At 70.7% G+C, this 24,444-nt stretch carries 23 protein-coding genes; 12 read left to right on the forward strand and 11 right to left on the reverse strand.

Annotated features, from left to right (window positions below; genetic code table 11):
* Positions 1–228: 228 nt before the first annotated feature.
* From JJQ90_RS16805 to JJQ90_RS16820, 4 genes are all read left to right on the forward strand, one after another.
* Positions 229–705 carry a spore coat protein U domain-containing protein gene (locus tag JJQ90_RS16805; protein WP_216877400.1) on the forward strand — a complete coding sequence of 159 codons (477 nt, stop codon included), beginning with the start codon at positions 229–231 and terminating at the stop codon, positions 703–705.
* 104 nt (positions 706–809) lie between these two features.
* Positions 810–1,442, forward strand: coding sequence for a fimbrial biogenesis chaperone (locus JJQ90_RS16810; protein WP_216877401.1), 633 nt, complete (start codon positions 810–812; stop codon positions 1,440–1,442).
* Positions 1,443–1,471: 29 nt separating this feature from the next.
* A complete protein-coding gene (locus tag JJQ90_RS16815) occupies positions 1,472–3,811 on the forward strand; it encodes a fimbria/pilus outer membrane usher protein (RefSeq protein WP_216877402.1) in 2,340 nt (779 codons plus the stop codon).
* Positions 3,802–4,287: a spore coat protein U domain-containing protein gene (locus JJQ90_RS16820; protein ID WP_216877403.1), complete on the forward strand. Its 486-nt coding sequence runs from the start codon at positions 3,802–3,804 to the stop codon at positions 4,285–4,287. Before JJQ90_RS16815 ends, JJQ90_RS16820 begins: the two co-directional genes overlap by 10 nt.
* Positions 4,288–4,311: 24 nt before the next feature.
* Here JJQ90_RS16820 and JJQ90_RS16825 read toward each other — a convergent pair whose 3' ends face one another.
* The gene (locus JJQ90_RS16825) at positions 4,312–5,271 is read right to left on the reverse strand and encodes a Bug family tripartite tricarboxylate transporter substrate binding protein (protein ID WP_216877404.1); all 960 of its coding nucleotides are present in this window, start codon (positions 5,269–5,271) and stop codon (positions 4,312–4,314) included.
* A gap of 104 nt (positions 5,272–5,375) precedes the next feature.
* On the opposite strand from JJQ90_RS16825, the gene JJQ90_RS16830 reads away from it, so the two are divergent.
* The 3 genes from JJQ90_RS16830 to JJQ90_RS16840 are packed head-to-tail and all read left to right on the forward strand — an operon-like array spanning position 5,376 to position 7,671.
* Entirely contained in the window at positions 5,376–6,692 is a 1,317-nt protein-coding gene (locus JJQ90_RS16830; protein WP_216877405.1) for an FAD-dependent oxidoreductase, read from the forward strand.
* A complete protein-coding gene (locus JJQ90_RS16835; RefSeq protein WP_216877406.1) occupies positions 6,689–6,859 on the forward strand; it encodes a DUF1289 domain-containing protein in 171 nt (56 codons plus the stop codon). The genes JJQ90_RS16830 and JJQ90_RS16835 overlap by 4 nt, the downstream gene beginning before the upstream one ends.
* Entirely contained in the window at positions 6,856–7,671 is an 816-nt protein-coding gene (locus JJQ90_RS16840; RefSeq protein ID WP_216877407.1) for a phosphate/phosphite/phosphonate ABC transporter substrate-binding protein, read from the forward strand. The genes JJQ90_RS16835 and JJQ90_RS16840 overlap by 4 nt, the downstream gene beginning before the upstream one ends.
* Before the next feature lie 21 nt (positions 7,672–7,692).
* On the opposite strand, the gene JJQ90_RS16845 is transcribed toward JJQ90_RS16840, so the two are convergent.
* The 5 genes from JJQ90_RS16845 to JJQ90_RS16865 all read right to left on the reverse strand — a co-directional run bounded on the left by JJQ90_RS16845 (position 7,693) and on the right by JJQ90_RS16865 (position 13,146).
* Positions 7,693–8,658 carry a Bug family tripartite tricarboxylate transporter substrate binding protein gene (locus tag JJQ90_RS16845; protein ID WP_216877408.1) on the reverse strand — a complete coding sequence of 322 codons (966 nt, stop codon included), beginning with the start codon at positions 8,656–8,658 and terminating at the stop codon, positions 7,693–7,695.
* Positions 8,659–8,751: 93 nt separating this feature from the next.
* Entirely contained in the window at positions 8,752–10,095 is a 1,344-nt protein-coding gene (locus JJQ90_RS16850) for an MmgE/PrpD family protein (protein ID WP_216877409.1), read from the reverse strand.
* A 70-nt stretch (positions 10,096–10,165) separates the two neighbouring features.
* The gene (gene hydA, locus JJQ90_RS16855) at positions 10,166–11,626 is read right to left on the reverse strand and encodes a dihydropyrimidinase (RefSeq protein ID WP_216877410.1); all 1,461 of its coding nucleotides are present in this window, start codon (positions 11,624–11,626) and stop codon (positions 10,166–10,168) included.
* Positions 11,619–12,482 carry an NHL repeat-containing protein gene (locus JJQ90_RS16860; RefSeq protein ID WP_216877411.1) on the reverse strand — a complete coding sequence of 288 codons (864 nt, stop codon included), beginning with the start codon at positions 12,480–12,482 and terminating at the stop codon, positions 11,619–11,621. Before JJQ90_RS16860 ends, hydA begins: the two co-directional genes overlap by 8 nt.
* A 13-nt stretch (positions 12,483–12,495) precedes the next feature.
* Positions 12,496–13,146 carry a GntR family transcriptional regulator gene (locus tag JJQ90_RS16865; protein WP_216877412.1) on the reverse strand — a complete coding sequence of 217 codons (651 nt, stop codon included), beginning with the start codon at positions 13,144–13,146 and terminating at the stop codon, positions 12,496–12,498.
* A gap of 195 nt (positions 13,147–13,341) precedes the next feature.
* Here JJQ90_RS16865 and JJQ90_RS16870 point away from each other — a divergent pair, with 195 nt between their 5' ends.
* From JJQ90_RS16870 to JJQ90_RS16885, 4 genes are read left to right on the forward strand one after another with little or no spacing between them, the layout of a single operon-like run.
* The gene (locus JJQ90_RS16870; protein WP_216877413.1) at positions 13,342–14,316 is read left to right on the forward strand and encodes a Bug family tripartite tricarboxylate transporter substrate binding protein; all 975 of its coding nucleotides are present in this window, start codon (positions 13,342–13,344) and stop codon (positions 14,314–14,316) included.
* A 15-nt stretch (positions 14,317–14,331) separates the two neighbouring features.
* Complete coding sequence (locus tag JJQ90_RS16875; RefSeq protein ID WP_216877414.1) at positions 14,332–15,291, forward strand: tripartite tricarboxylate transporter substrate binding protein; 960 nt, start codon at positions 14,332–14,334, stop codon at positions 15,289–15,291.
* A gap of 48 nt (positions 15,292–15,339) precedes the next feature.
* On the forward strand, positions 15,340–16,119 hold the full coding sequence (locus tag JJQ90_RS16880) for a creatininase family protein (RefSeq protein WP_216877415.1): 780 nt from the start codon (positions 15,340–15,342) through the stop codon (positions 16,117–16,119).
* Entirely contained in the window at positions 16,116–16,913 is a 798-nt protein-coding gene (locus JJQ90_RS16885) for a maleate cis-trans isomerase family protein (protein ID WP_216877416.1), read from the forward strand. The genes JJQ90_RS16880 and JJQ90_RS16885 overlap by 4 nt, the downstream gene beginning before the upstream one ends.
* Before the next feature lie 102 nt (positions 16,914–17,015).
* On the opposite strand, the gene JJQ90_RS16890 is transcribed toward JJQ90_RS16885, so the two are convergent.
* The 3 genes from JJQ90_RS16890 to JJQ90_RS16900 form a co-directional block, all read right to left on the reverse strand.
* The gene (locus JJQ90_RS16890) at positions 17,016–17,972 is read right to left on the reverse strand and encodes a hydroxymethylglutaryl-CoA lyase (RefSeq protein ID WP_216877417.1); all 957 of its coding nucleotides are present in this window, start codon (positions 17,970–17,972) and stop codon (positions 17,016–17,018) included.
* 185 nt (positions 17,973–18,157) lie between these two features.
* A complete protein-coding gene (locus tag JJQ90_RS16895; protein ID WP_216877418.1) occupies positions 18,158–18,889 on the reverse strand; it encodes a metallophosphoesterase in 732 nt (243 codons plus the stop codon).
* Positions 18,886–20,319 (reverse strand): cryptochrome/photolyase family protein, encoded by a 1,434-nt coding sequence (locus tag JJQ90_RS16900; RefSeq protein WP_216877419.1) that lies wholly within the window; start codon positions 20,317–20,319, stop codon positions 18,886–18,888. Before JJQ90_RS16900 ends, JJQ90_RS16895 begins: the two co-directional genes overlap by 4 nt.
* Positions 20,320–20,474: 155 nt before the next feature.
* Here JJQ90_RS16900 and JJQ90_RS16905 point away from each other — a divergent pair, with 155 nt between their 5' ends.
* On the forward strand, positions 20,475–21,074 hold the full coding sequence (locus JJQ90_RS16905) for a fasciclin domain-containing protein (protein ID WP_216877420.1): 600 nt from the start codon (positions 20,475–20,477) through the stop codon (positions 21,072–21,074).
* A gap of 39 nt (positions 21,075–21,113) precedes the next feature.
* Here the strand turns inward: JJQ90_RS16905 and pdeM are convergent, their stop codons facing one another.
* A complete protein-coding gene (pdeM, locus tag JJQ90_RS16910; RefSeq protein ID WP_329959460.1) occupies positions 21,114–21,851 on the reverse strand; it encodes a ligase-associated DNA damage response endonuclease PdeM in 738 nt (245 codons plus the stop codon).
* Positions 21,848–24,415 carry a ligase-associated DNA damage response DEXH box helicase gene (locus tag JJQ90_RS16915; RefSeq protein ID WP_216877421.1) on the reverse strand — a complete coding sequence of 856 codons (2,568 nt, stop codon included), beginning with the start codon at positions 24,413–24,415 and terminating at the stop codon, positions 21,848–21,850. Before JJQ90_RS16915 ends, pdeM begins: the two co-directional genes overlap by 4 nt.
* Between the last annotated feature and the right edge of the window lie 29 nt (positions 24,416–24,444).

Consider the following 24,444-nt stretch of genomic DNA (forward strand, 5'->3'; position numbering starts at 1 on the left):
GGCGCAGCGGCCACGGTGCCCCTTCGGGCGCGCGAGCCGGTCCGCAACCGGCTCCATGATGGGGCGGAATCAAAACGATAATTCGTTGTTGCTTGGGAAAGGCAAACGTAATTCTCTCGTTAACTTTACAAATAAAGTATTGATAAGGTTAACGGGTGCACGGTATGGTTGCAAATAAGCAGGGCGCCACACCGTTCTGCTTCACGATACATGCCGAGGAACATGACCATGAAGCGTCTTCTTCTTTCCATGACCTGCCTTGGATTCACGGCGCTGGCCCTGCCGGCCTTCGCGCAGACGGCGACCGGCACCATGGCCGTGGCCGCCGACGTCACCGCGGTCTGCACGATCTCGGCCACCAGCCTGACCTTCGCGGGCTATTCCCAGACGGTCGACACGGACACGACCGCCACCGCGACCGGCCAGTGCACCGGCACCAGTGGCACCCTGAACTTCACCGTGGGTGAGGGCGCCAACTATGCGGATGGCAGCCGCCAGGTCACCGACGGCACCAACTTCCTCACCTATCAGGTGGCCGAGTCCGTCGGCGGGGCCGACCTGGTTGTCGCCGACCTGGTGGACATCGAGATCAGCCCCGAGCTGGGTGCCGGCTCCACCACGCTCTACGGCCGCATCCCCGCGGGCCAGGGCAACAGGCCGGCCGGCGCCTATGTCGACTCGGTCGTCCTGACCATCAACTGGTGATGAAGGTGGCCGTTCTCTCCCTCGCTCGGCGCCGGCTCCTCCTTGGCGGGGCGGCCCTGGCCGGTCTGCTGCGCTCGCGACCGGCGCGAGCGGCGTCCCTCGGCGTGGACCCCATCATGGTGGATTTCATGCCGGGGCGAAGAACGGCCACGTTCAAGGTAACGAATCGCGGTGGCACGGCCACCGCGGCGCAGATCCGCCTGTTTGCCTGGTCGCAGGATGGCGATCAGGATGTGCTGGCCCCGACCGCCGATGTGCTGGCCTCGCCACCCATGTTCGAGGTCGCGCCGGATGAGGAACAGGTGGTGCGCCTGGTCCTTCGCCGGCCGGCGGATGCGCGCGAGCGGACCTACCGGCTGATCCTGGATGAGATCCCGCGCGTGGCGCGGGGACGCGAGGTGGTGGTGGCGCTGCGGCTTTCTCTGCCCGTCATTGTCATCGGCAGCCGCCCCGCCGCGGCGGAGCTCGCCTGGCATGCCGAGCGAGGCCCCGGCAACGAACTCCTGCTGCTCGCCCGCAACAGCGGCGCGCGGCATGTGCGGGTCAACCTGCTCGAAGCGCTGCTGCCGCGTGGCGCCATGACCGCGCAGCCGATCAGCGCCAACCCCTATGTCCTGTCGGGTATGGAGCGACGCTGGCAGTTGCCTGCCGCGGCGGGGTCCGCAGGCCGTCTGCGCCTGCGCATCCAGGCCGGCACCGAGGCGCCGACCGAGACCACCGTCGCCATGCCCGGCTGAGCGACGGCATCTTGCGCCAAGGTCGGGACATGGCCGTTGGCCTCGGGTGTCTGGTGCTGTCCGCGACCTCCGGCCTGGGTGCGGAGCCGCCTCTGTTCCTTGAGATCGTCGTCAACGGCAACCCCTCCGGCCAGGTTGGCGAATTCATCCAGGATGGGGCGGAGATCCTGGCCCGGCCGCGGGAGCTGCGGGCGCTCGGCTTCGTCCTGCCGCAGGCGCTGCGCGAGGAGGAGGAGCCGATCGCGCTCAGCCGCATCCCGGGTGTCCAGGCGCGGATCAATGTCCTGCGCCAGACGCTGATGGTGACGGCGGATGATTCCGCGCGCCGGCCGTCCGAGCTGTTCGCCGGCGGTGTCGCCCGCATGGGTCCGCTGACCGCTGCCGGCTGGGGTGCGGTGCTGAACTACGATGTGCTCGGCACCTTCGCCGATGCGGGGAATTATGGCGGCGCCTTCCTGGAAGCGCGGGCCTTCGGCCCCCATGGCACGCTCTCGGCCTCCGCGCTGAGCAGCTACAGTCCCCAGCGCGACCAGAACACCTCCTTCGCGCGGCTGGAGACGCTCTACACCTATGCCGAGCCGGAGGAACTGCGTCGCTGGCGGGTCGGCGACGTGATCAGCGGCGCGCTGGGCTGGAGCCGCGCGGTCCGCCTCGGTGGCGGCCAGGTCAGCACCGATTTCGGCCTGCGGCCGGATCTGGTGAGCTATCCGCTGCCGGTCTTCGGCGGCTCCGCCGCGCTGCCATCGACCGTCGATGTGCTGGTCAACGGCATCCGCTCCCTCAGCCTGCCGGTGCAGCCGGGGCCGTTCCAGCTCCGCAGCCTGCCGGTGGTCACCGGCGCGGGCGATGTGCTGATGACGGTGACGGATGCGCTGGGCCGGCAGACGGTGGTCAGCCTGCCCTTCTATGCCAGCACCGCGCTGCTGCGGCCTGGCCTGGCCAGTTATTCGCTGGAGGCGGGCGGGGTGCGCCGGCGCTTCGGGTTGGATGACAGCGATTATGGCGAGGCCGCCGGCAGCGGGTCCCTGCGCTATGGGCTGACCGATTGGCTGACCCTGGAAGGCCATGCCGAGGGCAGCGATGGCTTCGCGCTGGGCGGGGTGGGCGCCGCGCTGCGGATCGGCAATCTCGGCATCCTGACGGCCGCTGTGGCGACCAGCAGCGGTGGCGAGACGGGTCTGCGCGGCGATACCGCCAGCGAGGGCACGCGGGTCGCCATCGGCGTGGAGCGGCGCACGCGGCGTTTCAACGTCTTCGCCAGCGGCACCTTGGGCACTGCCGGCTATCGCGACATCGCGGCGCTGAACGGCACCCCGATGCCGCGACAGACGCTGCGCGCCGGCGCCGGCCTGTCGCTGGGCAGCTATGGCAGCCTCAGCATCGGCTATATCGGGCAGCAGGCCGGGCCCAGCGCGCAACGGCAGGCTGCCTCCAGCTATCTCGGTGGCGCCCTCGTCGGGGCCTCCGATGTGTCGCTGGTGACGGCGAGCTACTCGGCCCGAATCGCCGGGCGGGTCAACTTCTACGTCACCGGCTACAATGATCTGCGGCGCGACGATTCCTATGGCGTCTCCATGGGGGTGTCGATGTCCTTCGGGGGTGGCCGGTCCGGGGGCGTAAGCACCAGTATCGATGACGGGCGCTCGGGCTTCCGCACCCAGCTTCAGCAGGCGGCGCAGGTGCCGGGGGATACCGGCTTCCGCCTGTATGACCAGGAAGGTCAGTATGCCCGCCGCATGGCGGATGCCGACCATATCCTGCCCTTCGCCCATGTCACGGCCGGCATCGACCAGTCCTCGCTCGGCACGGCGGGGCGCGTGGGCGCGCGCGGCGCGCTGGTGGCGGCGGGTGGGGGCGTGTTCGCGGCCAATACGATCCATGACAGCTTCGCCGTGGTCAGCAGCGGCGATGTGCCGGATGTCCGCGTGCTGTACGAGAACCGCCCGGTGGGCAGCACGGATTCGAATGGCCGCCTGCTGGTGCCCTATCTCGGTAGCTTCCGGAACAACCGCCTGGCGCTGGAGCCGGCGGACCTTCCCCCGGATGTCGAGGTGGACCGCACCCAGGCCCTGGTCCGGCCCGGCGACCGTGTTGGCGTCATCGTCGATTTCGGCGTCCGCAGATCCCGTTCCGCGCTGCTCCGGCTGCAAGACGGCCAGGGCGCGCCGCTGCCGCTCGGCGCGCGCCTGCATCGGGAGGGGCTGCCGCCGACGCCCATCGGCTATGACGGCGAGAGCTTCGTGACGGAGCTGCGCCCCACCAATACGGCGGAGGTGGAGCTGCCCGACGGGCGGCGCTGCCGCATCACCTTCACCTACCGCCCGGTGCCGGGCGATGTCCCCGTGATAGGACCCCTGCCATGCCAATGATCCGCCGCAGCGCCCTGGTTGCCCTGCTGGTGCTGGCCGCGCCGGCTGCCGCGCAGGCGCAGGCCACCGCGTCCTGCAGCGTGACCAGCACGTCGATGAGCTTTGGCAGCTATGATGGCAGCATGGCCTCCCCCACGGTGTCGACCGCGATCATAGCCGTCACCTGCCTCGCGCTGGACCAGCCCACTGTGGTGACCTTCAGCATCGCCCTGCTCGGCGGGACGGGCGGGCAGGGGGGACGGCAATTGTCCTCGGGCGCCGAGCGGCTGGACTTCGAGATCTACACCGATGCCAATCGCAGCATCGTCTTCGGCGAGGGCGCGGGCGGAACCGCGCTGCTGAGCGGCAGCGGCACGGCCAGCCAGGTCGCGCCGTTGCGGATGAATTTCACCGTCTATGGACGGGCGCCGGCCCGCCAGCGCGCCCCCCGGGCTGGCGCCTATACCGAGGCGCTGACGGTGCTGATGACCTATTGAGCGGGTCGCACCCCTCCGTCGCGCCTACTCCACCCGCGCACCGGAAAGTTGCACGGCGCGCTGCCACTTCTCCAGCTCCCGCGCATGGAAGGCTGCGGTGGTGGGCGCATCGGTGCCGATCACGCTGGCGCCCAGATCCGCCAGCCGGTCCCGCACCGCCGGCCGGGCGAGCGAGGCCTGGATCTCCGCCGACAGCCTTTGGACGATCGGCGCCGGCGTGCCCGTCGGCGCGAAGACGATCACCCAGGCTGCCGCGTCGAAGCCCGGCACGGTCTCCGCGACGGAGGGTACATCCGGCAGCTTGGCCGCCCTGGTGCCGGAGGTGACGGCGACGGCCCGCAACTGCCCGGCGGAGAGGAAGCCGGGCAGGGAGGGCAGGCCCTCGATCGCCACCTGCACCTCACCCTGCATCACCGCCTGGATGGCGGGCGAGCCGCCGCGGAAGGGGATGTGGGTCATCTCGATGCCGGTCGCGGCGCGCACCAGTTCGAAGGCCAGGTGGCTGGTCGATCCGGCACCGGAGGTGGCGTAGTTCAGCGCGCCGGGGCGTGCCTTCGCCGCCTGTACCAGGTCGGCCAGGCTGCGGATCGGGCTGTTCGGGTTCACCACCATCACCTGGGGGAAGGACACGAGGTGGCTGACGGCCACGAAGTCCTCGACCTTGTAGGGCAGGGTGCGGAACAGGAAGGGGTTGATGCCCATGGTGCCCGGCGAGCCCACCAGCAGCGTGTAGCCATCCGCCCGCGACCGCGCCGCGAATTCGGTGCCGATATTGCCGGAGGCGCCGGTGCGGTTCTCGACGACGAACTGCGTGCCGATCCGCTCCGACAGGTCCTGCGCCACGAGGCGGATCACCACATCGACGGCCGACCCCGCGCTGAAGGGGTTCACACAGCGTACGGGCCGTTCCGGATAGGTCTGCGCGAAGGCGGGCAGGGCCGGCAGAGCGAGGCCGGCGGCGAGAAGGCTGCGGCGTGCGAGCATGGGGGGGCCTCCATTGTGGCAACTGGGATACAACCACATTCCCAGGGAGGCATGCTGTCAAGCGGCCAATTGGCAGGCGGCGCCGGCCGGGCCATGGTCGCGCCATGCAGGACTTCGATGTGGTGGTGGCCGGCGCCGGTGCGGCCGGCATGATGGCGGCGCTGGCGGCGGCGGAAGCCGGCGCGCGCGTGGCGCTGCTGGAACGCGACGCGGCGGCGCCGAGCACGCTGTCGGTCTCCGGCGGGCTGATCTCCGCCGCCGGCACGCGCTGGCAGGCGGCGGCGGGGGAGCGCGACTCGCCCGAAATGTTCGCCGCCGATGTGCGCGCGAAAAGCGGTGCGGCCGTGGATGCGCTGCTGCTGGCCACGGTGACGGAAGCGGCGGCGGAGGCGGTGACCTTCCTCGCCGATGTCGCCGGGCTGCCGATCCATCTGCACACAGCCTCCCGCTGGCCGGGGCATTCGGCCATGCGGCTGCATGCGACGCCGGCCGAGAGCGGGGCGGAGTTGCAGGCGCTGCTGCGCCAGGCCGTGGCGCGCCAGCCGCGCATCGCTTTCCGGGATGGCGTGGTGGTGACGGCGCTGCGGCCGGAGGGAGTCGCGACCCGCGGCGGCGATGTGCCTGCACGATCCGTGGTGCTGGCCACCGGGGGGTTCGGCGGCGCGCCGGGCCTGGTGGCGCGCTATTGCCCGGAGGCGGCGCGCGCGGTGCATGTCGGCGGCAGCTATGCCGATGGCGTCGGCCTGGAATGGGCGGCGGCGCTGGGGGCCGAACTGCTCTGCATGGATGCCTATCAGGGCCAGCCGCATGTCTCGCCGCATCTGGTGCAGGGGCTGCGGCCGCGCTTCGGGGCCTCGCTGCCCGCCTTGGGCGCCGTGCTGGTGAACCGGCAGGGGCGGCGCTTCGTGGCGGAGGATATGGGGCCATCCGAACTCACCGCGCATCTGCTGGCGCAGCCCGGCGGCGTCGCGGTGGAGGTCTGGGGGGAGGCGGCGCAGCAGGCGGCGCTCGCCGGGGGGCCGTTCCGGCGCGCGGTGGAACTCGGCGCGGTGACGCGTTGCGCGGATATCGCCGGGCTTGCCGCCCGCTTCGGCCTGCCGGAGCCGGCCCTGGCGGCGACGCTGGCAGCGGTGGGCCAGGACCCGGACCCCTTCGGCCGCCGCCGCTGGGGCGGTGACCTGGCGGCACCGTATTTCGCTGCGGAGGTCACGGGCGCGCTCGCCCATACCCAGGGCGGCGTGCGCGTCAATGCCGATGCGCGGGTGCTCCGCGCCGATGGCAGCGCCATTCCCGGGCTGTTCGCGGCGGGCGGCGTGGCCTGCGGCATCTCCGGCAACGGTGCGGCGGGGTATGTGCCGGGCAATGGGCTGGCGCAGTCCTTCGGCCTTGGCCTGCGCGCCGGCCGGGCGGCGGCGCGATGATCGAAAGCCCCTGCAACAAGGTGTGTTTGCTGGACCCGCGCAGCGGTTGGTGTCTCGGCTGCGGTCGCAGCGGCGCCGAGATCGCTGCCTGGACCCGCCTTTCGCCGGAAGCGCGCCGCGCCATCATGGCGCTGTTGCCGGCGCGCCTGGAAGGCCTCGCCGCATGACCCGCTTCATCGCCAATGCCCGCATGTATGCCGTGGCGCCGGAGGCCGAGGCGGCCTGGCAGGCCCTGATCGCCCATGTGGCGGCGGAGGCCGGGGTGGAACTGGACTACGAGCCCTATCCCGCGCCGCAGCCGCTGGAGCATCTGTGGCGCCGGCCGGATCTCGGCCTGGTGCAGATGTGCGGCTATCCGATCGCGCTGCGCATCGCCGATGTGGTGCCGATCGCCGCGCCCATTCCATCGCCGGACTGGGCGCAGGGCAGGGCGGCCTATCGCTCCGACCTGATCGTGCGGGCCGACAGCTCCTTTCGCCGGCTGGAGGACACCTTCGGCCATCGGGTGGGCTGGACGGTGGCGCATTCGCATTCCGGCTTCAACGCGCTGCGCCACCACCTGCTGCCGCATTGGCAGGTCAAGGTCGGGCCGCTTTACGCGGAGAGCCTGGGGGATCTGGTGACGGCGCGGGCCGTGCTGGATGCGGTGCTGGCGGGGCGGATCGATGTCGGGCCGCTCGACGCCTATTGGCACGCGCTGATCGCCCACTATCGGCCGGAACTGACCGCCAGCATCCGGGTGCTGGACAGCACGGCGCTGGCGCCGATGCCAGCCTTCGTCGCGGCGCCCGGGCTGCCGGCGGCGGCGGTGGCGCGGCTGCGCCAAGGATTCGCGCAGGCTGCGACGCGCCCCTGGTTCGCGGAACATGCCGAGGCCTTGCTGATCGCCGGCTTCGCCCCGGTGGACCAGGCGGATTTCGCGACGACCCTGGCCTGGGACCACGCGGCGGTTCAGGCGGGGTATCCGCTGCCCGTCTGAAACACGCTCGACCGGTGTGGTTTACCCGGCGGTGATGCCGAAGCGGCGCACGATCTCGCCATAGCGGGCGGCATCGTCGCGGATCGCCGCCTGCAATATCCCGGGCGGTTCCTCCGTGGCTTCCACGCCGAGCGCGGCCAGGCGCCCGGCGATGTCCGGGCGATGGGCCACGGCGCGGCTGGCCTGGTTCAGCCGGGCGATGATCGCCGGGTCGGTGCCGGCGGGGGCCACCAGCCCGTGCCAGCCGACGGCGGACAGGCCGGCGAAGCCTGCCTCCGCCAGGGTCGGCACATCCGGCAGGGCCACCGCGCGCTGGTCCGGGCTGACCACCAGCCCGCGCAGGCGGCCGCCGCGGACATGGTCGGTCACCGCGCCGATATTGATCATCACGCCCTGCAGCAGCCCGCCCATCAGATCGTTCAGCGCCAGGGCGCCGCCGCGATAGGGCACATGGGTCCAGGCGGAATCCGCAGCCCGTGAAAGTTGTTCGACCAGCAGATGCGCCAGGCTGCCATGGCCCGGCGTGCCCACGGCCGAAGGGCGTCGACGGCTGGCGGCGAACCACGCGGCGAAGTCGCGCGCCGGGTCATCGGCCCGCACCACCAGGATCTGCGGCACGCGCACGGTGCGGTGGATGGCGGCGAAGCCCAGCGGGTCGAAGCCCAGACGGGGCGTGATCGCCCCGGTGATGGACAGCGTGTCGGCCCCGGCGAGCAGCGTATAGCCATCCGGCGCGGCACGGGCGGCGGCGGCATAGCCGATATTGGACCCGCCACCGGGCAGGTTCTCCACCGCCACCGGCTGGCCCAGCAATTCGGAAAGGCCCCGCGCCGAATGCCGCGCCACGATGTCCTGGCTGCCGCCCGGGGCGACCGGGACGATCAGGCGGATGGTCCGCTCCGGCCAGGTGCTGGCGCGCGCCAGGCAGGGCGCGGCGAGCAGGCCGGCGGACAGGGTGAAAAGGCGGCGGCGCGGAAGCTGCGACATGCGGGGTCCCCAGCCGGGCATGAACGCCGGCTGGGCGTAAATACGCATATTCCACGCGCTATTCAATAACACACATTAAACGATCGTATTTAGTTATTTAAGCGCGACCTCGCCGGGCAACGACGTCCCCTCCCGCAACGCCGCCAGCAGCGTGGCGGAGGCGGCTTCGCCGACCGCCGGCACCGTCAATTCGGAAAACTTCGCAGCCAGCTCCGCGTCGCTTAGCGGCATGTCCGGGTCGCCCTTGCGGGTCGGCTGGTGGTGCCGCAGCACGCGGCCATCGGTCAGCGCCACCTCCAGATTCGCGGCGCGGCGGGCGGGGTAGTCGGCGGCCAGGGCAGGGTCGAGGCTGACGGTCACCTTCGCCATCACGGCCCGGATGCGTGGATTGGCGAGGCTTTCGGGCGTGAAGGCGGCGATGCGGACGCCGCCCAGCACCAGCACCGCGCCAAGGCAGTATTGCGCGGAGAAGCGCGCCTGCTGTTCCGTCTCCACCACCGGCCGGTCGCAGACATCCTTGGTGGCGGAATAGCCGCCGAGATGGATGGAAGCGACATCCTCCGCGCCGAAGCCATGCGCGGCCTGAAGCGCCGCCAGGGCATCGAGCCCGGCAAAGATATGGCCACAGCAGCCATGGTTCTTGAAGGTCATGGCGGTGATGGCGATGGTCTCGCCCAGCCCTGCCAGCGCCTTGTCCCATTTGCCGGTGTCCTCGCTGGTCGCCGCCGCGAAGCCCACCGGCCCGTGCAGCACGTCCAGCGCCCCGGTGACGCCGGCGGAGGCGGCGAGGGCCGCCAGCGCGCCGGCTTCCGCCGCATGACCCGGATGCAGGGGCTTGCTCATGCCCTCGCCCCGGAAGGCCTGCTGCAACCCGCCGGCCATTGTGGCGGCGGTGGCGAGCGCATGGGCCATGCGGGTCTCGTCCAGGCCGAGCACCACGCCCACGGCCGCGGCGGCGCCGAAGGTGCCGACCGTGCCGGTGGTGTGCCAGTAGCGGTAATGGCTGGGCTGCACCGCCAGGCCGATGCGGCAGCCGACCTCATAGCCGGCGGTGACGGCGCGCAGCAGCAGCGCCATGTCGCCGCCTTTCGCCTGGGCCGCGGCCAGGGCGGCCGGGATGGTCGGGCAGCCCGGATGGTAGCCGGCATCCCGGTAGATGTCGTCGAATTCGACGGTATGGCTGGCGGTGGCATTCAGCAGCGCCGCATGGCGCAGCGCGCCGGGCTGGCCGTCGACATAGCAGATGGCGCGGCCGGTGCCGCGCTGATCGGCCAGCACGCCGGCCATCAGGGTCGCGGGGGGCTGGGTGCAGCCGGGCAGCAGGGCGGCGAACCAGTCGATCAGGGCACGCCGCGCATGGTGGTCCACCTCCGCCGTCAGGGGCCGGTCCCGCCAGCTCGCGACATGGGCCGCCAGGCGGATGAGGGGATTGTCCATGCTGTTTCCTCCGCTGAAGCGCGATGACCGAAGGTGCGAAGGCACCGAAGGTCTGAATCGCGCTTTCTAACTAATGCAAATCCGGATGGGTCACGACCTGGCCGAAGGGGTCGTAGCCCGAGGGGAAATGGCCGCTGGGCTTCAACCAGTCGTAGCGGTCCCGCGCCAGCCAGCGCCCCTGGCCTTCATGCCCCAGATACCGCCCCTGATGGAACACCACCTGGCCGCGCAAAAGGGTTGTCTCCGCCCATCCGGTCAGGACCATGCCCTCATAGGGCGTGTAGTCCACCGCGTGGTGCAGCTTCGCATTGGTCACGCGATCCTGCCGCTCCGGGTCCCAGACCACGAGGTCCGCATCCGCGCCAATGGCGATGCTGCCCTTGCGGGGCGCGAGGCCGAAAGTGCGCGCCGCATTGGTGGAGGTCAGCGCGACGAATTGCTGCGGCGTGATCCGCCCCGTCGCCACGCCCTCCGACCACAGCAGCGACATCCGCGTCTCGACGCCCGGAATGCCATTAGGGATCTGGTCCACCGAGGCATCCTCCCCCCAGCGCTTCTTACCATCGGCGGCGTCGAAATTCACCGGCGCGTGGTCGGAGGTCACGACATCCAGCACACCGCGCCGCAGATAATCCCACAGCGCATGGCGGTCGGCGGCCGCGCGTGGCGCCGGGCCGAAGACATATTTGGCCGCCTCGAATCCCGGGCGGTTCAGGTCGGCGGCGGACAGTGCGAGATACTGCACGCAGGTCTCGCCATGCACGCGGGCGCCGCGGCGCTGCGCAGTCTCGATCTCGGCGGCGGCCTCGGGCGCACTGACATGGAAGATCTGGATCGGCGCATCCACCAGCTCCGCCAGGCTGGCCACGCGATGCACCGCCTCCCGCTCCCCGATCGCCGGCTTCAGCACCGCCTGGTACTTGGGGTGATGAAAGCCGCCGGCCTTGAGGCGTTCGCCCAGGAACTGGTGGATGCCCCAGTTCTCCGCATGCACCGTCACCAGCGCGCCATGCTCCCGCGCCACGGCCAGCACCCGCAGCAGCGCCAGGTCATCGAGCCAATTGGTCTTCCCCGTCATGAAGACTTTGACCGACCGATGCCCCGCCGCGATCAGCGCCGGCAATTCGCTGTGCAGCACATGGTCCGTCGGGTTCGTCACCCAGAGATGAAAGGCGTAGTCCACGGCGCAGCGTTTCGCGCGTTCGGCATAGCTCGGCACGATATCCGCCAGCGTGCCGTCGCGCGGCTGCAGCGCGAAGCAGATGACGCTGGTGGTGCCGCCACAGGCGGCGGAGCGTGTGGCGGTGAACAGGTCATCCGCATTCACCACGCCGCCGCTCATTGATTGCTCGGCATGGCAATGGCTGTCGATGCCGCCGGGGATCACCAGTCTGCCGCGCGCCTCGATCTCCGTGCGGCCCGACAGGCGCGGGGCGAGGGCGGTGATGACGCCGCCATCCACGCCGATATCGGCGCCGAACATGTCGCTCGCGGTCACCACCGTGCCGTTGCGGATCACCAGCTCATGCATTGGTCGGCACCAGGCGGGTCAGCCAGTTGTCGCGGATCTCGGCCAGCAGGATGCGCCCCGCGCCGTCGCGCGCCAGCCCATGCCCGGCATTCAGCACCGGCCGGCAGCGGCCGATCAGCTTGCCCTCCGGCGAGAACATCGACAGGCGCGGGATCTGGTCGCTGACCAGGATGCGGCCCTGCGGGTCCACCACGATGCCCATGGGGTGGTACAGGTCCCCCGCCTCCCACAGGTATTTTCCGTCGATGTCGAAGGCCTGGATGCGGTTGTTCTCCCGGTCGCAGACGATCACCTCGCCCTTGATCCCGAAGGCGAGGTCGTGCGGCGTGGTGAACTGGCCAGGGCCGGCGCCTGGCTCGCCCCAGGTGACCAGAAGTTCGCCGCGCGGCGAAAAGCGATGCACCAGGGAGTTGCCGTAGCCGTCACTGACGAAGATGTCGCCATTCGGATGGATGGCCGCGCCGGTCGGGTGGCTGAAGGGCTTGCCGGGCCCGTTGCGCTGGCCGAGGCGCAGGACCGTATCGCCCTGCGGGTCCATGATGCGGATTTCGTGCCGGTCGCGGTCGGTCAGCAGGATCTCGTCGCGCGGGCCGATGGCGATGCCATGGCCGTCGCTCACCTCCGGCAGCACCAGCTCGCGCCGCACCGTGCCATCGGGCGCGACGACGACGATCACCGGCAGGCCGGTGGGATCGGAATAGCGATCGTAGCGCACCAGCACATGCGCCCCGTCCTGGCTGTCCACCGCCACATCGGTGATGCGCCCGCCGCGATAGCGGGCGCCATCCAGCGCCCAGGGGCGCTCCACGCTGTAGGTCGCGGCGCCCAAAGCGACGACCAGCCTCTCCTCGATCATGGCAGTGCTGTCCTCAGCTTTCCGTCAGCCGGCGCAGGATGCCGGCGCGGGTGTTGTCGATATGCGTGCCCATCGCCACCCGCGCGCCATCCCGGTCGCCGCTCTCCAGCGCATTCAGGATCGCAAGGTGTTCGGCGCAGACCGGCTCCAGCCGTTCCGGCAGGCGGCGCGTGGCAAACAGGAAGGTGCGGCGGCGGAGGTCGGCGATGGTGCTGGCCAGGGTGCGGTTGCCGCAGGCCTCCCCGATCAGGCGATGCAGCGCGAGGTCCACCGCCTCCCGCTCCGGGCTTCGGGGCTCGCGCGTCGCAGCCAAAGCGGAGACGCGTTCGCGGAGCTCGGCGAGGGCGGCGGGGTCGATGCGGCCGGCGGCGGTGGCGGCGGCCTCCACCTCCAGCAGCTTGCGGACCTGCAGCACCTCCAGCATCTCCTCCACATCCAGGCGGCGGACCGCCAGCGTGCCGTCGGAACGCCGGCCGAGCCAACCCTCGCCTTCAAGACGGCGCAGCGCCTCCCGCAACGGGGTGCGGGAGACGCCGAGCTCGGTCGCGAGGCGGCGTTCCGCCACGGCGGTATCGGCGGGCAGGCGGCGCGTCTCCAGCATGTCCAGCAGCCGCTCATGCACCGCATCGGCGAGGCCTCGGGGGGCGGCGGTAATCGGGTCCAAGCGGAATTCCTCAGGTGATTCGCGATGATCGCGCAGTGTCGCATGACGGCGCGGAAGCACATTGCACAAATCGGCGTGCCGGTGGTATGCCAGTTGCGCGCCAGCAACACCGCCACAGAGCGGGGGGCGGCGCGAGGGACGCTTCTGCCTTTGCCGGCAGCCACGGCTGGAACCGAGATGAGACGGGGACCGCCCATGTCGCGACGATCCTGCCTGGCCGGTTTGGCCGCCGCCTTCACGTCACTTGCCCTGCTGGCTGCCATGCCGGCCCGCGCCGCCTGGCCCGAACGACCGGTGCAGATCGTGGTGCCCTTCGGCCCCGGCGGCGGCACCGACCTGACCGCGCGGCTGCTCGGCCGCTTCCTGGAACGCCATACCGGCGGCCGCCCCGTGGTGGTGCAGAACCGCGCCGGCGCGGGCGGCGAGATCGGCATGACCGCGGTGGCCGATGCGGCGCCGGATGGCCATACGCTGGTCATCCTGAACACACCCAATGTCCTGACGATTCCGATCGAGCGCGCCGCGCGCTTCCGGCTCGACAGCTTCGTGCCCATCGCGAACATCGTCGATGACCCCGGCACGCTGTCCGTCCACAGCAGCAGCCCGATCCGCTCGATCGCGGAGCTGGTGGCAAGCGCCAAGGCGCGGCCGGGGATGCTGACCTATGGCACCGCGGGCGTCGGCTCCGCCGGGCATATCGCCATGCTGCTGGTGGGCCGCTCCGCCGGCATCAGCGGCACGCATGTGCCCTTCAACGGCTCCGCCGCCGTCGCCACCGCGCTCGCCGGCCAGCAGATCGAAGTCGCCACCGCCAATTTCGGCGAGGCCATCGGCTTCGCCGGCGCCGGCGGCAATTGGCGCATCCTCGGCGTGATGGGGCCGGCCCGCATGGCCTCCCACCCCGATATCCCGACCTTCGCCGAGGCCGGCATTCCGGTGCAGACCGGATCGCTGCGTGGCTTGGGCGCGCCGCGCGGCACGCCGCCCGAGACCATCGCCGCCATCACCACCGCGCTGGATGCGGTGATGGCCGACCCGGACTACCGCGCCGCCATGACCCAGGCGACGCAGGTCATCCGCTACGTCAAGGGCGCGGAATACCAGGCGCTGCTGCGCGGCATGGAAGCCGATCTGCGCAGCCTCTTCGCCGCCACGCCCTGGAACCGCTGAGCAAGGAACGCAGACATGACCATCACCCGTCGCGCCGCCCTCGGCGCCAGCCTCGGCCTTCTGGCCGCCCCCCGTCTTGCTCGCGCCGCCTGGCCGGAACGTGCCGTCACCATCGTCGTGCCCTTCGCGGCCGGCGGCGGCACGGACATCTCCGCCCGTGTCATGGCGCAGTATCTGGAACGCGAGCTGGGCCAGCCCTTCGTCGTGCAGAACCGCGGCGGCGCCGGTGGCGCCATCGGCCTGTCCGCCGTCGCGAACAGCGCGCCGGATGGCTACACCATCGGCATCATCAACACCCCCGGCATCGTCACCATCCCGATCGAGCGCAGCCCGGGCTGGAACATGGACAGCTTCACCTTCATCGCCGGCGTGGTCGAAGACCCCGCCACGCTGTCGGTGCATCCGGACAGCCCGATCCGCAGCATCGCCGATCTGGTGGAAACGGCGAAGCGGGAGCCGGGGCGCGTCACGGTCAGCACCCAAGGCGTCGGCTCCGCCGGCCATATCTCGACACTGCTGCTGGAACAGGCGGCGGGCATCAGCTTCGAGCCCGTGGCCTATGCCGGCGCCGCGCCGGCAGCCCTCGCCTTGATGCGCAAGGAGATCACGGTGGCGACCGCCAACCTGGGTGAGGCGCTGACCTTCGCCCGCGCGCAGCCCTGGCGGACCTTGGGCGTCATGTCGGAAAGCCGGCATCCGATGGCACCCGACGTGCCGACGCTGAAGGAATCCGGCTACGACCTGCGCGGCGGCAGCCTGCGCGGTGTCGGCGGGCCGAAGGGGATGCCGGCCGATGTGGTCGCGCGGCTTTCCGCCGCCGTGGCGCGCGTGGTCGCCAATCCGGAATTCCAGGCCACCAGCGAGCGCGCCTTCCAGCCGCTGCGCTACCTGAATTCCGCCGACTACGTCGCCTATCTGAAGGCGGCTGACGAGACGCATCGCCGGCTTTGGGCGGTGCGGCCCTGGAACCGCTGAGGCAGGCGGCGTTCTGAACGACAACGACAGCAAGAGAAGCCATCACACATGCGCACCGACCGCGTTCCCTATGCCGATGTCGCCGCCTATCTCGAAAACAAGGACACCGTCCTGATCCCCGTCGGCGCCGTCGAGTGCTACGGCCCCCACCTCGCCATGGGGACGGAGCTGCGCATGTGCGAGCAATATGCGGTGGAGGTGGCGGAACGCGCCGGCTTCGCCAGCGTGCCGATCGTGCCCTTCAACTACTCCCACATGTTCCTCGACTATCCCGGCACCTGCTCCGCCGAGATGGCGACGATCGAGGCCTATCTGACCCAGGTCTGCGACGGCCTGGCCAGCCAGGGCTTCCGGCACTTCCTGTTCATCAACATCCATGCCGGCAGCCTCGGCCCGCTGGAAAGCGTGTGCCGCTTCCTGCGCGCCAATCACGGTGCGACCGGCGCGGTGCTCGACATCTTCTCCGTCATGCGCGACGTCGGCGGCGTCACCTATGCGGCGAAGCAGGCACCGACCGGCCATGGCGGGGAGATGGTGACCAGCGTGGCGCTGCATATCTCGCCGGAACTGGTCTTCATGGACCGCGCCGTGGCGCCCGGCCCGCTGAAGGATTTTGCGGAGGGGATGAAGACCGTCTCCTCCGGCAAGGTGTCCATCGGCAAGTCCTCGATCATGCTGTTCACCGATATCTCGGACTACTCACCCTCCGGCATCCAGGGCGACCCGACCGGCGCGACGGCGGAGAAGGGCGCGCAGATCTGGGAGAATGCGGTGGCCTTCGGCGTTGATGCCGCAACGCGTCTCGCCACCGTGGAGCTGGAGGCATGAAGGCGGTCGCCGACTACCGGCCCTATGGCTGGCGCGGCAAGATCGGGTTGATCGTGCCCTCCACCAACACGATCAACGAGCCGGAATTCTGGCGGCTGGCGCCGAAGGGCGTCACCATCCACACCGCCCGCGCCACGCTGCTCGGCAAGATGACCGAGGACAGCTACATCCGCATGGCGGAGGCGGTGAAGCAGGCGGCCGACGACCTGGCGACGGCGGAGGTGGATGTGGTGGCCTATGGCTGCACCTCCGGCTCCTTCGTCTGTTCGCTTCAGGACATCGTGGCGGATCTGCACCAGCGCACCGGCGTGCCGGCCATCGCCACCTCCGGCAGCGTCGTCGCGGCGCTGCGGGCGCTGGGGGTGAAGCGCGTGGCGGTGGCCACGCCTTACGTTGATTTCGTCAATGAGGCGGAGCGCCGCTTCCTGGCCGATTACGGTTTTGAGGTGACCTCGCTGCACGGCCTCGGCATGGGCGAGACGCAGGAGGAGCGGCGCGGCATCGGCCGCGTGCCGCCCGAGCACCTGTACCGCATGGCGCGCGCCTGCGACCGGCCGGAGGCGGAGGCGATCTTCCTCTCCTGCACCAATGTGCCGACCTTCGACGTGATCGCGCAGATCGAGGCGGATCTCGGCAAGCCGGTGGTCACCAGCAACCAGTCCTGCTTCTGGGCCTGCCTGCGCATGCTCGGCCTGCCGGACCGCATCGAGGGACATGGCCGGCTGCTGAGCGACTGCGTCGCGCCGATCGGCATGGACAGTTTCGCCCTGCCGAAGTCGGTGCGCGCGGCGTAGCCTGGGATGCGTCCACGGCTTCTGAAGCCCCCCTCACCCAACCTTTGACGCATGCGTCAAACCCCCTGTCAGGGGGAGAGGGCTTTTTGACGGTGTGAGGACTCAGGCGGCCTTGCGGAAATGCGCGAGGCCGCCGCTGCGCAGCAGGGTGCTCGGCAGGCGGCGGCCGACCACCTCCTCCGCCAGCCGGCCGGCCGCGACCAGCACATCGAGGTCGATGCCGGTGGCGATGCCCATCTCCTCGCACAACAGGGCCAGCTCCTCCGTCGCGATATTGCCCGGCGCGCCGGGCTGGCCGGCGAAGGGGCAGCCGCCCAGGCCGCCCACGGTGGTGTCGAAGCGGGAAATGCCGAGACGCAGCCCGGCATGGGCATTGGCGATGCCGAGGCCGCGGGTGTCGTGCAGATGCAGGATGATGGACAGGTCCGGCCAGCGGCTGCGGACCTCGCCGATCACCCGCTCGATCCGCGCCGGGGTCGCCCAGCCCATGGTGTCGGCCAGCGTGGCTTCCGTCAGCGTCAGGCCCTGTTCGGCGCCGATGGAGAAGGCATCGGCCAGCGCCTCGACCACCTTGGCCGGCGGCACATCGCCTGAATAGTTGCAGCCGAAGGCCGCCTGCACGCTGATCCGCGGTACCGCCACGCCGGCCGCCAGATGCGCGGTGACATTGGTGCGCTGCGCCTCCAGGTTCTTGGCCCGGTCACGGTTCAGGTTCTTCAGGCTGAAGGCCTCGGACGCCACGACGGTGATGGCACCCTCCACCTTCAGCCGGTCCCGAAAAGCCAAAGCCCGGTTCAGCCCGGCGGCGTTGAACCACAGCGCGGTGTAGGTCACGCCCGGCTTCGGTGCGAAGCCGGCGACCACAGCCTCCGCATCCGCCCAGCCCGGGACCAGCTTGGGCGAGACGAAGGAGCAGACCTGGATGTGATGCAGCCCGGTGGCGGAAAGCGCGTCCACCAGTGCCACCTTGCGATCCGTGGCGATGGGGCCGGGCTCGATCTGGAAACCCTCGCGCGGGCCTTCCTCACGGATTTCGACGGATGTGGGCAGATCGGTCATGGCGCGTTCTCCTGAACCGGCAGGATAGACCCCCGCCCGGGGGATGCGGAACCCTGGCGCCGTTCCGATCAGGGTGGCGCGAAGCGCCGAGCGGCCGCCGCGGCCTATGCCGCGCAGCCAAGCCGCCGGAGGCGGCGCCCGTCACGCCTTTGGCGTGCCTACGGCACGACTGAGGGCATGAAAAATTACGCCCAGGAGGGCAGGTCGATCCACGCCAGATGCCCGCCCTTGCCGGCGCCGCAATCGAGAAAGATGCAGCGGCCGCCCAGCGCGCCCTCGGCCACGAAGGGGCGCCCGTCCAGGCTGCGCCGGTCATGGCCGCAGACCACGGTGACATCGGCCGGGATCTTGTCCACCCAGTCATGCACCCGGTCCGGGAAGCCATCATGCCGCATGCGTCCCGTCACCTGGCCGAACAGCGCCCGCGTCACCAGCCCCTGCGCCTTCTGCGTCCCCGCATCGGGCGGCGGCGCGCTGTGCAGCATGCCGGGATGGTAGCCGCCATGGACGAAGATGCGCCCGCCATCGCGGATCCAGGCCGGGGCGCGGCCGATTTCCTCGATCGCGCGCGCCTTCAGCACATCGCCATCCGGCGCGGCATCCAGCTGCGCCAGGGTCTTGCCCAGCCCATCGGCCTGGATGCGCAGCTGCGTGCCGGTCAGCGCCCGGCGCAGCTTGTGGTCGTGATTGCCGAGCAGGAACAGCCCCTGGCCGGCATCGATCAGCGCGAACATCCGGCGCAGCACCTCCGGACTGTCCGGCCCGTGATCGACCAGGTCGCCGAGCTGGATGACGAACATGTCGGCCGCCAGCGCGCCTTCCACGGCATGGATGAAGGCCGCCGCATCGCCATGCACATCGGCCACCACACGCAGCCCGGCGAAGCCGCGCCACAGATGTTCGGGGCGCGGCATCATGCGCGCAGCGCCTCGAAGGCCGCGAGCGCCCGGGCGCGGCCTTCCGCATGGTCGATCACGGGGCGGGGATAGGTCTGGCCCAGCCGCACCCCGGCGGCGGCGAGGATCTCCGGCGGCGCCTCCCAGGGCTTGTGGACATAGGCATCCGGCAGCTTCGCCAGCTCCGGCACCCAGCGGCGGACGAAGGCGCCGTCCGGGTCGAACTTCTCGCCCTGGAGCATCGGGTTGAAGACCCGGAAATAGGGCGCCGCATCCGTGCCGCAGCCCGCCACCCATTGCCAGGAGGCGCTGTTGGAGGCGAGGTCCGCATCCACCAGCGTGTCCCAGAACCAGGCCGCGCCGTCCTGCCAGGGCTGCATCAGGTGCTTCACCAGCAGGCTGGCCACGATCATCCGCACCCGGTTGTGCATCCAGCCGCTGCGCCAGAGCTGGCGCATGCCGGCATCGACGATGGGATAGCCGGTGCGCCCCTGCTGCCAGGCCGCCAGCAGCTTCGCATCCGGCTGCCAGGGAAAGCGGGCGAATTCGGCGCGCAGCGGTGCCTCCGGCATTTCGGGGCGGTGCCACAGCAGGTGATAGGCGAATTCACGCCAGAGGATTTCCTTCAGGAAGGTCTCCGTGCCCTTCGCCCCCGCCTTGGCGGCGCGCGCCGCATGCCAGACCTGGCCTGGCGAAATCTCCCCCCAGCGCAGATGCGGCGAGAGGCCGGAGGAGCTGTCGCGGCCCGGCAGGTTGCGCTCGGCATCGTAGCGGTCGAGGGCCCGGGCGGTGAAACGCGCCAGCCGCGCCGCGGCGCCATCCTCCCCCGGCTGCCAATGCGTGCCGAATTCCGCCGCCCAGTCGGGCTCGTCCGGAACGGGGTAGAGCGGCAGATCGTCCAGCGCCTCGCCGCCCGCGGGCAAAGCGGGGCAGGAGATGCGCGCGGGCGCCGGAAGGGGCGCCGCTGGCTCACCGAGCGCAAAAATCGCCTTGGCGAAAGGGCTGTAGACGGCATAGGGCGTGCCGCTGCCGGAGGTGACGAGGTGCGGTTCCCGCAGGATGGCCGTGGTGTGCAGCACCAGGCCGGCACCGGCACCCTCCAGCGCCTCATGCACCCGCCGGCTTTGCCCCCGCGCCCAGGGCTCATAGGCGCGGCCGGCATGGACCTGCCGGGCGCCGACCGCCTGGGCCAGGGCCGGAAGCACGACCTCCGCCCGGCCGCGCGCCAGCAGCAGCCCGGCGCCGCGCGCGGCCAGGGCCTCACGCAGGGAGGCCAGGCTGGCGCGCAGCCACCAGCGCGCCGCGCCGCCCAGGCCATGTGGGCCGGCGGCGTCCTCGTCCAGGATGAACACCGGCAATACGGATCGCCCCTCCGCCAGGGCGGCGGTCAAAGCGGGGTGGTCGGTCAGGCGCAGGTCCTGGCGGAACCATAGCAGCGAAGTCTCGGTCATTCCCTCCATGTAGGGGCATTCCGCCCGGAAGGCAGCCATCACTGGTTCAACAGCGAACGAACCAATCCTGAGACAGCGCGTTCTTCCCCCGACCGCTTGATACCTGTCCAACCTCGCGGGCGGGCATCGCGGGCCATTGTTGAAGGATATTCCGAATGATCCAGACCCGAATGATGCGTCGCGGCTTCCTGACGATCGGCACCATGGCCGCGGCCGGCACCATCGCCGCGCCCGCCCTCCTGCGTGCCCAGACCGTCCCGCCGACCCGCACCCTGGCCGACACCATGGCCGCCGACCCGCGCTTCGCGCGCTTTCTCGACCTGATTTCGCGCGCGGCGCTGGTGGAGGAGTTCCGCTCCGCCCAGCCGATGACGGTCTTCGCGCCGACCGATGCCGCCTTCTTCGGCGCGCCGGCCAATCTGCTTCAGCAGCTGACCGGCACCGGCGGCAGCCAGGACCAGGTGGACCGCCAGCGCCTCGCCGCGCTGATCAACTACCACGTCGTCCCGGGCGCCTTCCGCGCCTCGGAACTGATGGGCAATGACCGCCGCCTGCGCACGCGCAACGGCGCCGACATTTCCATCAACGGCACGACCGAGGGTGTGTTGGTTCGCAACCCGGCGCCGGCGCAGCAGATCGCGGGCTTCGGCGCGGCGGGTGCCAACCTCAACGCGCAGCCGGCGCGTGTGGTGGCGGCCGATATCGTGGCGAGCAACGGCGTGATTCACGCCGTCGACCAGTTGATGTGGCCGTGATTTCGGCGACTTCGGCCGGATAGCGCAGCGCGCCGCTCCTCACGGGGGCGGCGCGTTCGCCGCTTCAGGGGCCCGCGCCAGCATCCGCAGCGGCCCGGTCGGGAAGCTGTAGAGCCGGTCCGGCCCCAGCAGGAAGGCCCGCCCGCCGCGCGGGAACAGCCCGGCGATGGCCGGGTCGCGCAGGTCGAGCCCCCCCGTATAGGCGCCGAAGGCCGGCAGCATCATCCGCCGCCCATCGGTCATGAAGCAGGGCCGCGTCACCGATCCGGCGCGGGTCGGCATGCTCGCCTTGGGGTGGAAATGGCCGGAGATCTCACCCGGCGGCACCGGCTTTCCCATGGCGGCGGGCTGGGCGATGTGCCGAAAGGTGAAGGGGCCGAGGCGCCATTCCTCCGCCGCGATGCCGGCAAGACCCACCGGAGGTTCCGGATCGTGGTTGCCGAGCACCCAGACCACCTCCTCCAGCCCCGCCAGCATCCGGGTCAGCGCCGCGCAATCGGCCGGCGGCAGCCGGGCGCAGCCATGCCGGTCATGAAAGCTGTCGCCCAGCAGCACCAGGCGGCGGGGCTTCCAGCGGCGCAGGCCCAGCGCCAGCCGTTCCAGCGTTTCCCGCGTGTCATAGGGCGGCAGGAATCGGCCGGCGGCGGCGAAGCTGCTGCCCTTCTCCAGGTGCAGATCGGCGACCGCCAGCAGTTTCTCGGCAGGCCAGACCAGGAAGCCGGCGGGGTCCAGCATCAGGCGCTGGCCGGCGATATGGACGGGGGCGGCGGCGGTCACTTCGGCGCCCCATAGTTCTTCGGCGCGCTGCGGATGAAGCGGCTGTTCCGGCGCTTGGCGTCCCGGGGCTTCCGGGCACGGTCGCGATCGCCGCGTGGCGGGATGGATTCGGTCACCTCGGCCAGCAACTCCCCAAAGATCTCGGCGCCATCGGTGGCGTCCGCGACCAGCGCGGCCGCTTCCGCCAGCAGCGCATCCTCCGCCCCGCCGGCCACCCATTCGCGGCCCTCCTCGATCAATGCGGGGACGGAAAGCGGGGAGGGGCGGGGCAGGGCCATGTGGCGGATGCCGCCGGCCCGCGCGCGGGCCAGGATCAGCGCGATGCGCGCCACATCGGTGAGCCCCGCTGAGGCCTCCCGCCGCGTGGCGCGCAGCAGGATGTGGTCGGGTTCGTGCCGGCGCAGCACGTCGTAGATCAGATCGGCATTCATCGTCATCGCGCGGCCCGACTTCTCCTGCCCCGGGTGGTTCTTCTCGATCAGCCCGGCAATGGTGGCGATATTGCGGAAGGTGCGGCGGAGCATGCTGCTCTCGGCCATCCATTCCTCCAGCTCCTCGCCCAATATGTCCTCCTCGAACAGGCGCTCGATGCCCTGGGGCTCGAAGGCGCACCAGGCGGCGAGGACGTAGTCCGTGGCGAGATAGCCCAGCGGCGCCATGCCGAGATGTTCCATCCGCTTGGTCACCAGCATGCCGAGCGACTGATGCGCCAGCCGCCCCTCGAAGCAATAGGCCACCAGGAACCAGCGTTCGCCACGCGGAAAGGTCTCCACCAGCAGCCCGTCGCGCGGCGGCATGATGGAGGCGTGCTGTTGCAGCCGCAGCCATTCGCGCACCGATTCCGGCAAAGCGGGCCAGGCGGCCGGGTCGTGCAGGATGCCGCGCACCCGGGCGGCGAGATGGGTGGTCAGTGGCATCCGGCTGCCGGCATAGGCGGGCACGCGAGGCTCGCCCTCCCCACCGCGGGAGACGAGGCAGGCCAGCGCGTCCAGCCCCTCGAAGCGCAGAAGCTGCCCGGCGAAGATGAAGCAGTCGCCGGGGCTGAGGGTGGAGACGAACCATTCCTCCACCTCCCCCAGCACCGGCCCACCGCGCAGCCGCACTTTCAGCAATGGCGTCTCGACGATGGTGCCAAGATTCATCCGAAGCTGGCGCGCGGCGGCGGGGCCGCGGATGTGGATCAGGCCTTCGGAATCGCGGAACAGGCGTCGAAAGCGGTCGTAGGATTGCAGGGCATAGCCGCCGTCCTCGACGAAGCGCAGGGCGTCGTCGAAATCCTTGCGGGTGAGCTTCGCATAAGGCGCGGCACGCAGGATTTCGGCGTACAGGTCATCCGGGTGGAACGGGCCGGCGACCGCGCAGGCCAGAATGTGCTGGCAGAGCACGTCGAGGCCGCCCTCGCGCGGTGGGTCGCCATCCAGCTCATGCGCGTCGATCGCCTGGCGGGCGGCGACGCATTCGATGACCTCGAAGCGGTTGGCCGGCACCAGCACCGCCTGGCTGGCCTCGTCCATGCGATGGTTGGCGCGGCCGATGCGTTGCAGAAGTCGCGAAACGCCCTTCGGCGCGCCCACCTGCACCACCTGGTCCACCGCACCCCAGTCGATGCCGAGGTCCAGCGAGGCGGTCGCCACCACGGCGCGCAGCCGCCCATCCGCCATCGCGGCTTCGACCTTGCGGCGCTGTTCAACGGTCAGCGAGCCGTGATGCAGGCCAATGGGCAAATTGTCGTCGTTCAGCCGCCAGAGCGCCTGGAAGCACAGCTCCGCCTGGGCGCGGGTATTGACGAAGACGATGGTGACGCCGGCGCCGCGGATGCGGCGATAGACCTCCGGCATCGAGGCGAGGCCCATATGCCCGCCCCAGGGCAGGCGGCCCTCCGGCAGCAGGATGTCGAGGCTCGGCGGCGCCCCGGGCGCGCCCTGCACCAGCGCCACATCCTTTGCGAGCCCCGTGGGGGAGAGATAGGCGCGCAAAGGTCCTGGGTGGGCCACGGTGGCGGAGAGGCCGATGCGCCGCGCCTCGGGGGCCAGCGTCGCCAGCCGCGCCAGGCCGAGTGCGAGCTGGTCGCCGCGCTTGCTGCCGGCGAGCGCGTGGATCTCGTCCACGACGATGGCGTGCAATCCGGAAAACATCTCGGCCGCATCCGGCAGCGTCAGCAGCAGCGCCAGGCTTTCGGGCGTGGTCAGCAGGAAGTTGGGCGGGTCCACCCGTTGGCGGGCGCGGCGATTGGCGGGGGTGTCGCCGGTGCGGGTCTCGATGCGGATGGGCAGGCCCATGGCCTCGACCGGGGCGGTCAGGTTGCGGGCGATATCGACGGCCAGCGCCTTGAGCGGCGAGATATAGAGGGTGTGCAGGGACCCCATACCCTCGGGGCGCGGGTTCTCGTGCAAGTCGACCAGGGAGGGCAGGAAGCCCGCCAGCGTCTTGCCGCCGCCGGTCGGCGCCACCAGCAGGGCACTGGACCCGCCTTGCACGGCATCGAGCAGCGCCAACTGATGCGGCCGCGGCGACCAGCCACGCGCGGCGAACCAGTCGCGGAAAAGTTCCGGCAATGTTCCCATTCCTGGGGGAATATGCTGGCGCTTGGGCG

This window comes from Falsiroseomonas oleicola (genome assembly GCF_019029495.1).
GTDB classification, from domain to species: Bacteria; Pseudomonadota; Alphaproteobacteria; order Acetobacterales; family Acetobacteraceae; genus Falsiroseomonas; species Falsiroseomonas oleicola.

Excerpts from the sequence above, each read along its gene's own strand:
- JJQ90_RS16805 (WP_216877400.1), top strand. The coding sequence starts at position 229 with ATGAAGCGTCTTCTTCTTTCCATGACCTGCCTTGGATTCACGGCGCTG.
- JJQ90_RS16815 (WP_216877402.1), top strand. The coding sequence starts at position 1,472 with ATGGCCGTTGGCCTCGGGTGTCTGGTGCTGTCCGCGACCTCCGGCCTG.
- JJQ90_RS16820 (WP_216877403.1), top strand. The coding sequence starts at position 3,802 with ATGCCAATGATCCGCCGCAGCGCCCTGGTTGCCCTGCTGGTGCTGGCC.
- JJQ90_RS16825 (WP_216877404.1), bottom strand. The coding sequence starts at position 5,271 with ATGCTCGCACGCCGCAGCCTTCTCGCCGCCGGCCTCGCTCTGCCGGCC.
- JJQ90_RS16830 (WP_216877405.1), top strand. The coding sequence starts at position 5,376 with ATGCAGGACTTCGATGTGGTGGTGGCCGGCGCCGGTGCGGCCGGCATG.
- JJQ90_RS16835 (WP_216877406.1), top strand. The coding sequence starts at position 6,689 with ATGATCGAAAGCCCCTGCAACAAGGTGTGTTTGCTGGACCCGCGCAGC.
- JJQ90_RS16840 (WP_216877407.1), top strand. The coding sequence starts at position 6,856 with ATGACCCGCTTCATCGCCAATGCCCGCATGTATGCCGTGGCGCCGGAG.
- JJQ90_RS16845 (WP_216877408.1), bottom strand. The coding sequence starts at position 8,658 with ATGTCGCAGCTTCCGCGCCGCCGCCTTTTCACCCTGTCCGCCGGCCTG.
- JJQ90_RS16850 (WP_216877409.1), bottom strand. The coding sequence starts at position 10,095 with ATGGACAATCCCCTCATCCGCCTGGCGGCCCATGTCGCGAGCTGGCGG.
- hydA (WP_216877410.1), bottom strand. The coding sequence starts at position 11,626 with ATGCATGAGCTGGTGATCCGCAACGGCACGGTGGTGACCGCGAGCGAC.
- JJQ90_RS16860 (WP_216877411.1), bottom strand. The coding sequence starts at position 12,482 with ATGATCGAGGAGAGGCTGGTCGTCGCTTTGGGCGCCGCGACCTACAGC.
- JJQ90_RS16870 (WP_216877413.1), top strand. The coding sequence starts at position 13,342 with ATGTCGCGACGATCCTGCCTGGCCGGTTTGGCCGCCGCCTTCACGTCA.
- JJQ90_RS16875 (WP_216877414.1), top strand. The coding sequence starts at position 14,332 with ATGACCATCACCCGTCGCGCCGCCCTCGGCGCCAGCCTCGGCCTTCTG.
- JJQ90_RS16880 (WP_216877415.1), top strand. The coding sequence starts at position 15,340 with ATGCGCACCGACCGCGTTCCCTATGCCGATGTCGCCGCCTATCTCGAA.
- JJQ90_RS16885 (WP_216877416.1), top strand. The coding sequence starts at position 16,116 with ATGAAGGCGGTCGCCGACTACCGGCCCTATGGCTGGCGCGGCAAGATC.
- JJQ90_RS16890 (WP_216877417.1), bottom strand. The coding sequence starts at position 17,972 with ATGACCGATCTGCCCACATCCGTCGAAATCCGTGAGGAAGGCCCGCGC.
- JJQ90_RS16895 (WP_216877418.1), bottom strand. The coding sequence starts at position 18,889 with ATGATGCCGCGCCCCGAACATCTGTGGCGCGGCTTCGCCGGGCTGCGT.
- JJQ90_RS16900 (WP_216877419.1), bottom strand. The coding sequence starts at position 20,319 with ATGACCGAGACTTCGCTGCTATGGTTCCGCCAGGACCTGCGCCTGACC.
- JJQ90_RS16905 (WP_216877420.1), top strand. The coding sequence starts at position 20,475 with ATGATCCAGACCCGAATGATGCGTCGCGGCTTCCTGACGATCGGCACC.
- JJQ90_RS16915 (WP_216877421.1), bottom strand. The coding sequence starts at position 24,415 with ATGGGAACATTGCCGGAACTTTTCCGCGACTGGTTCGCCGCGCGTGGC.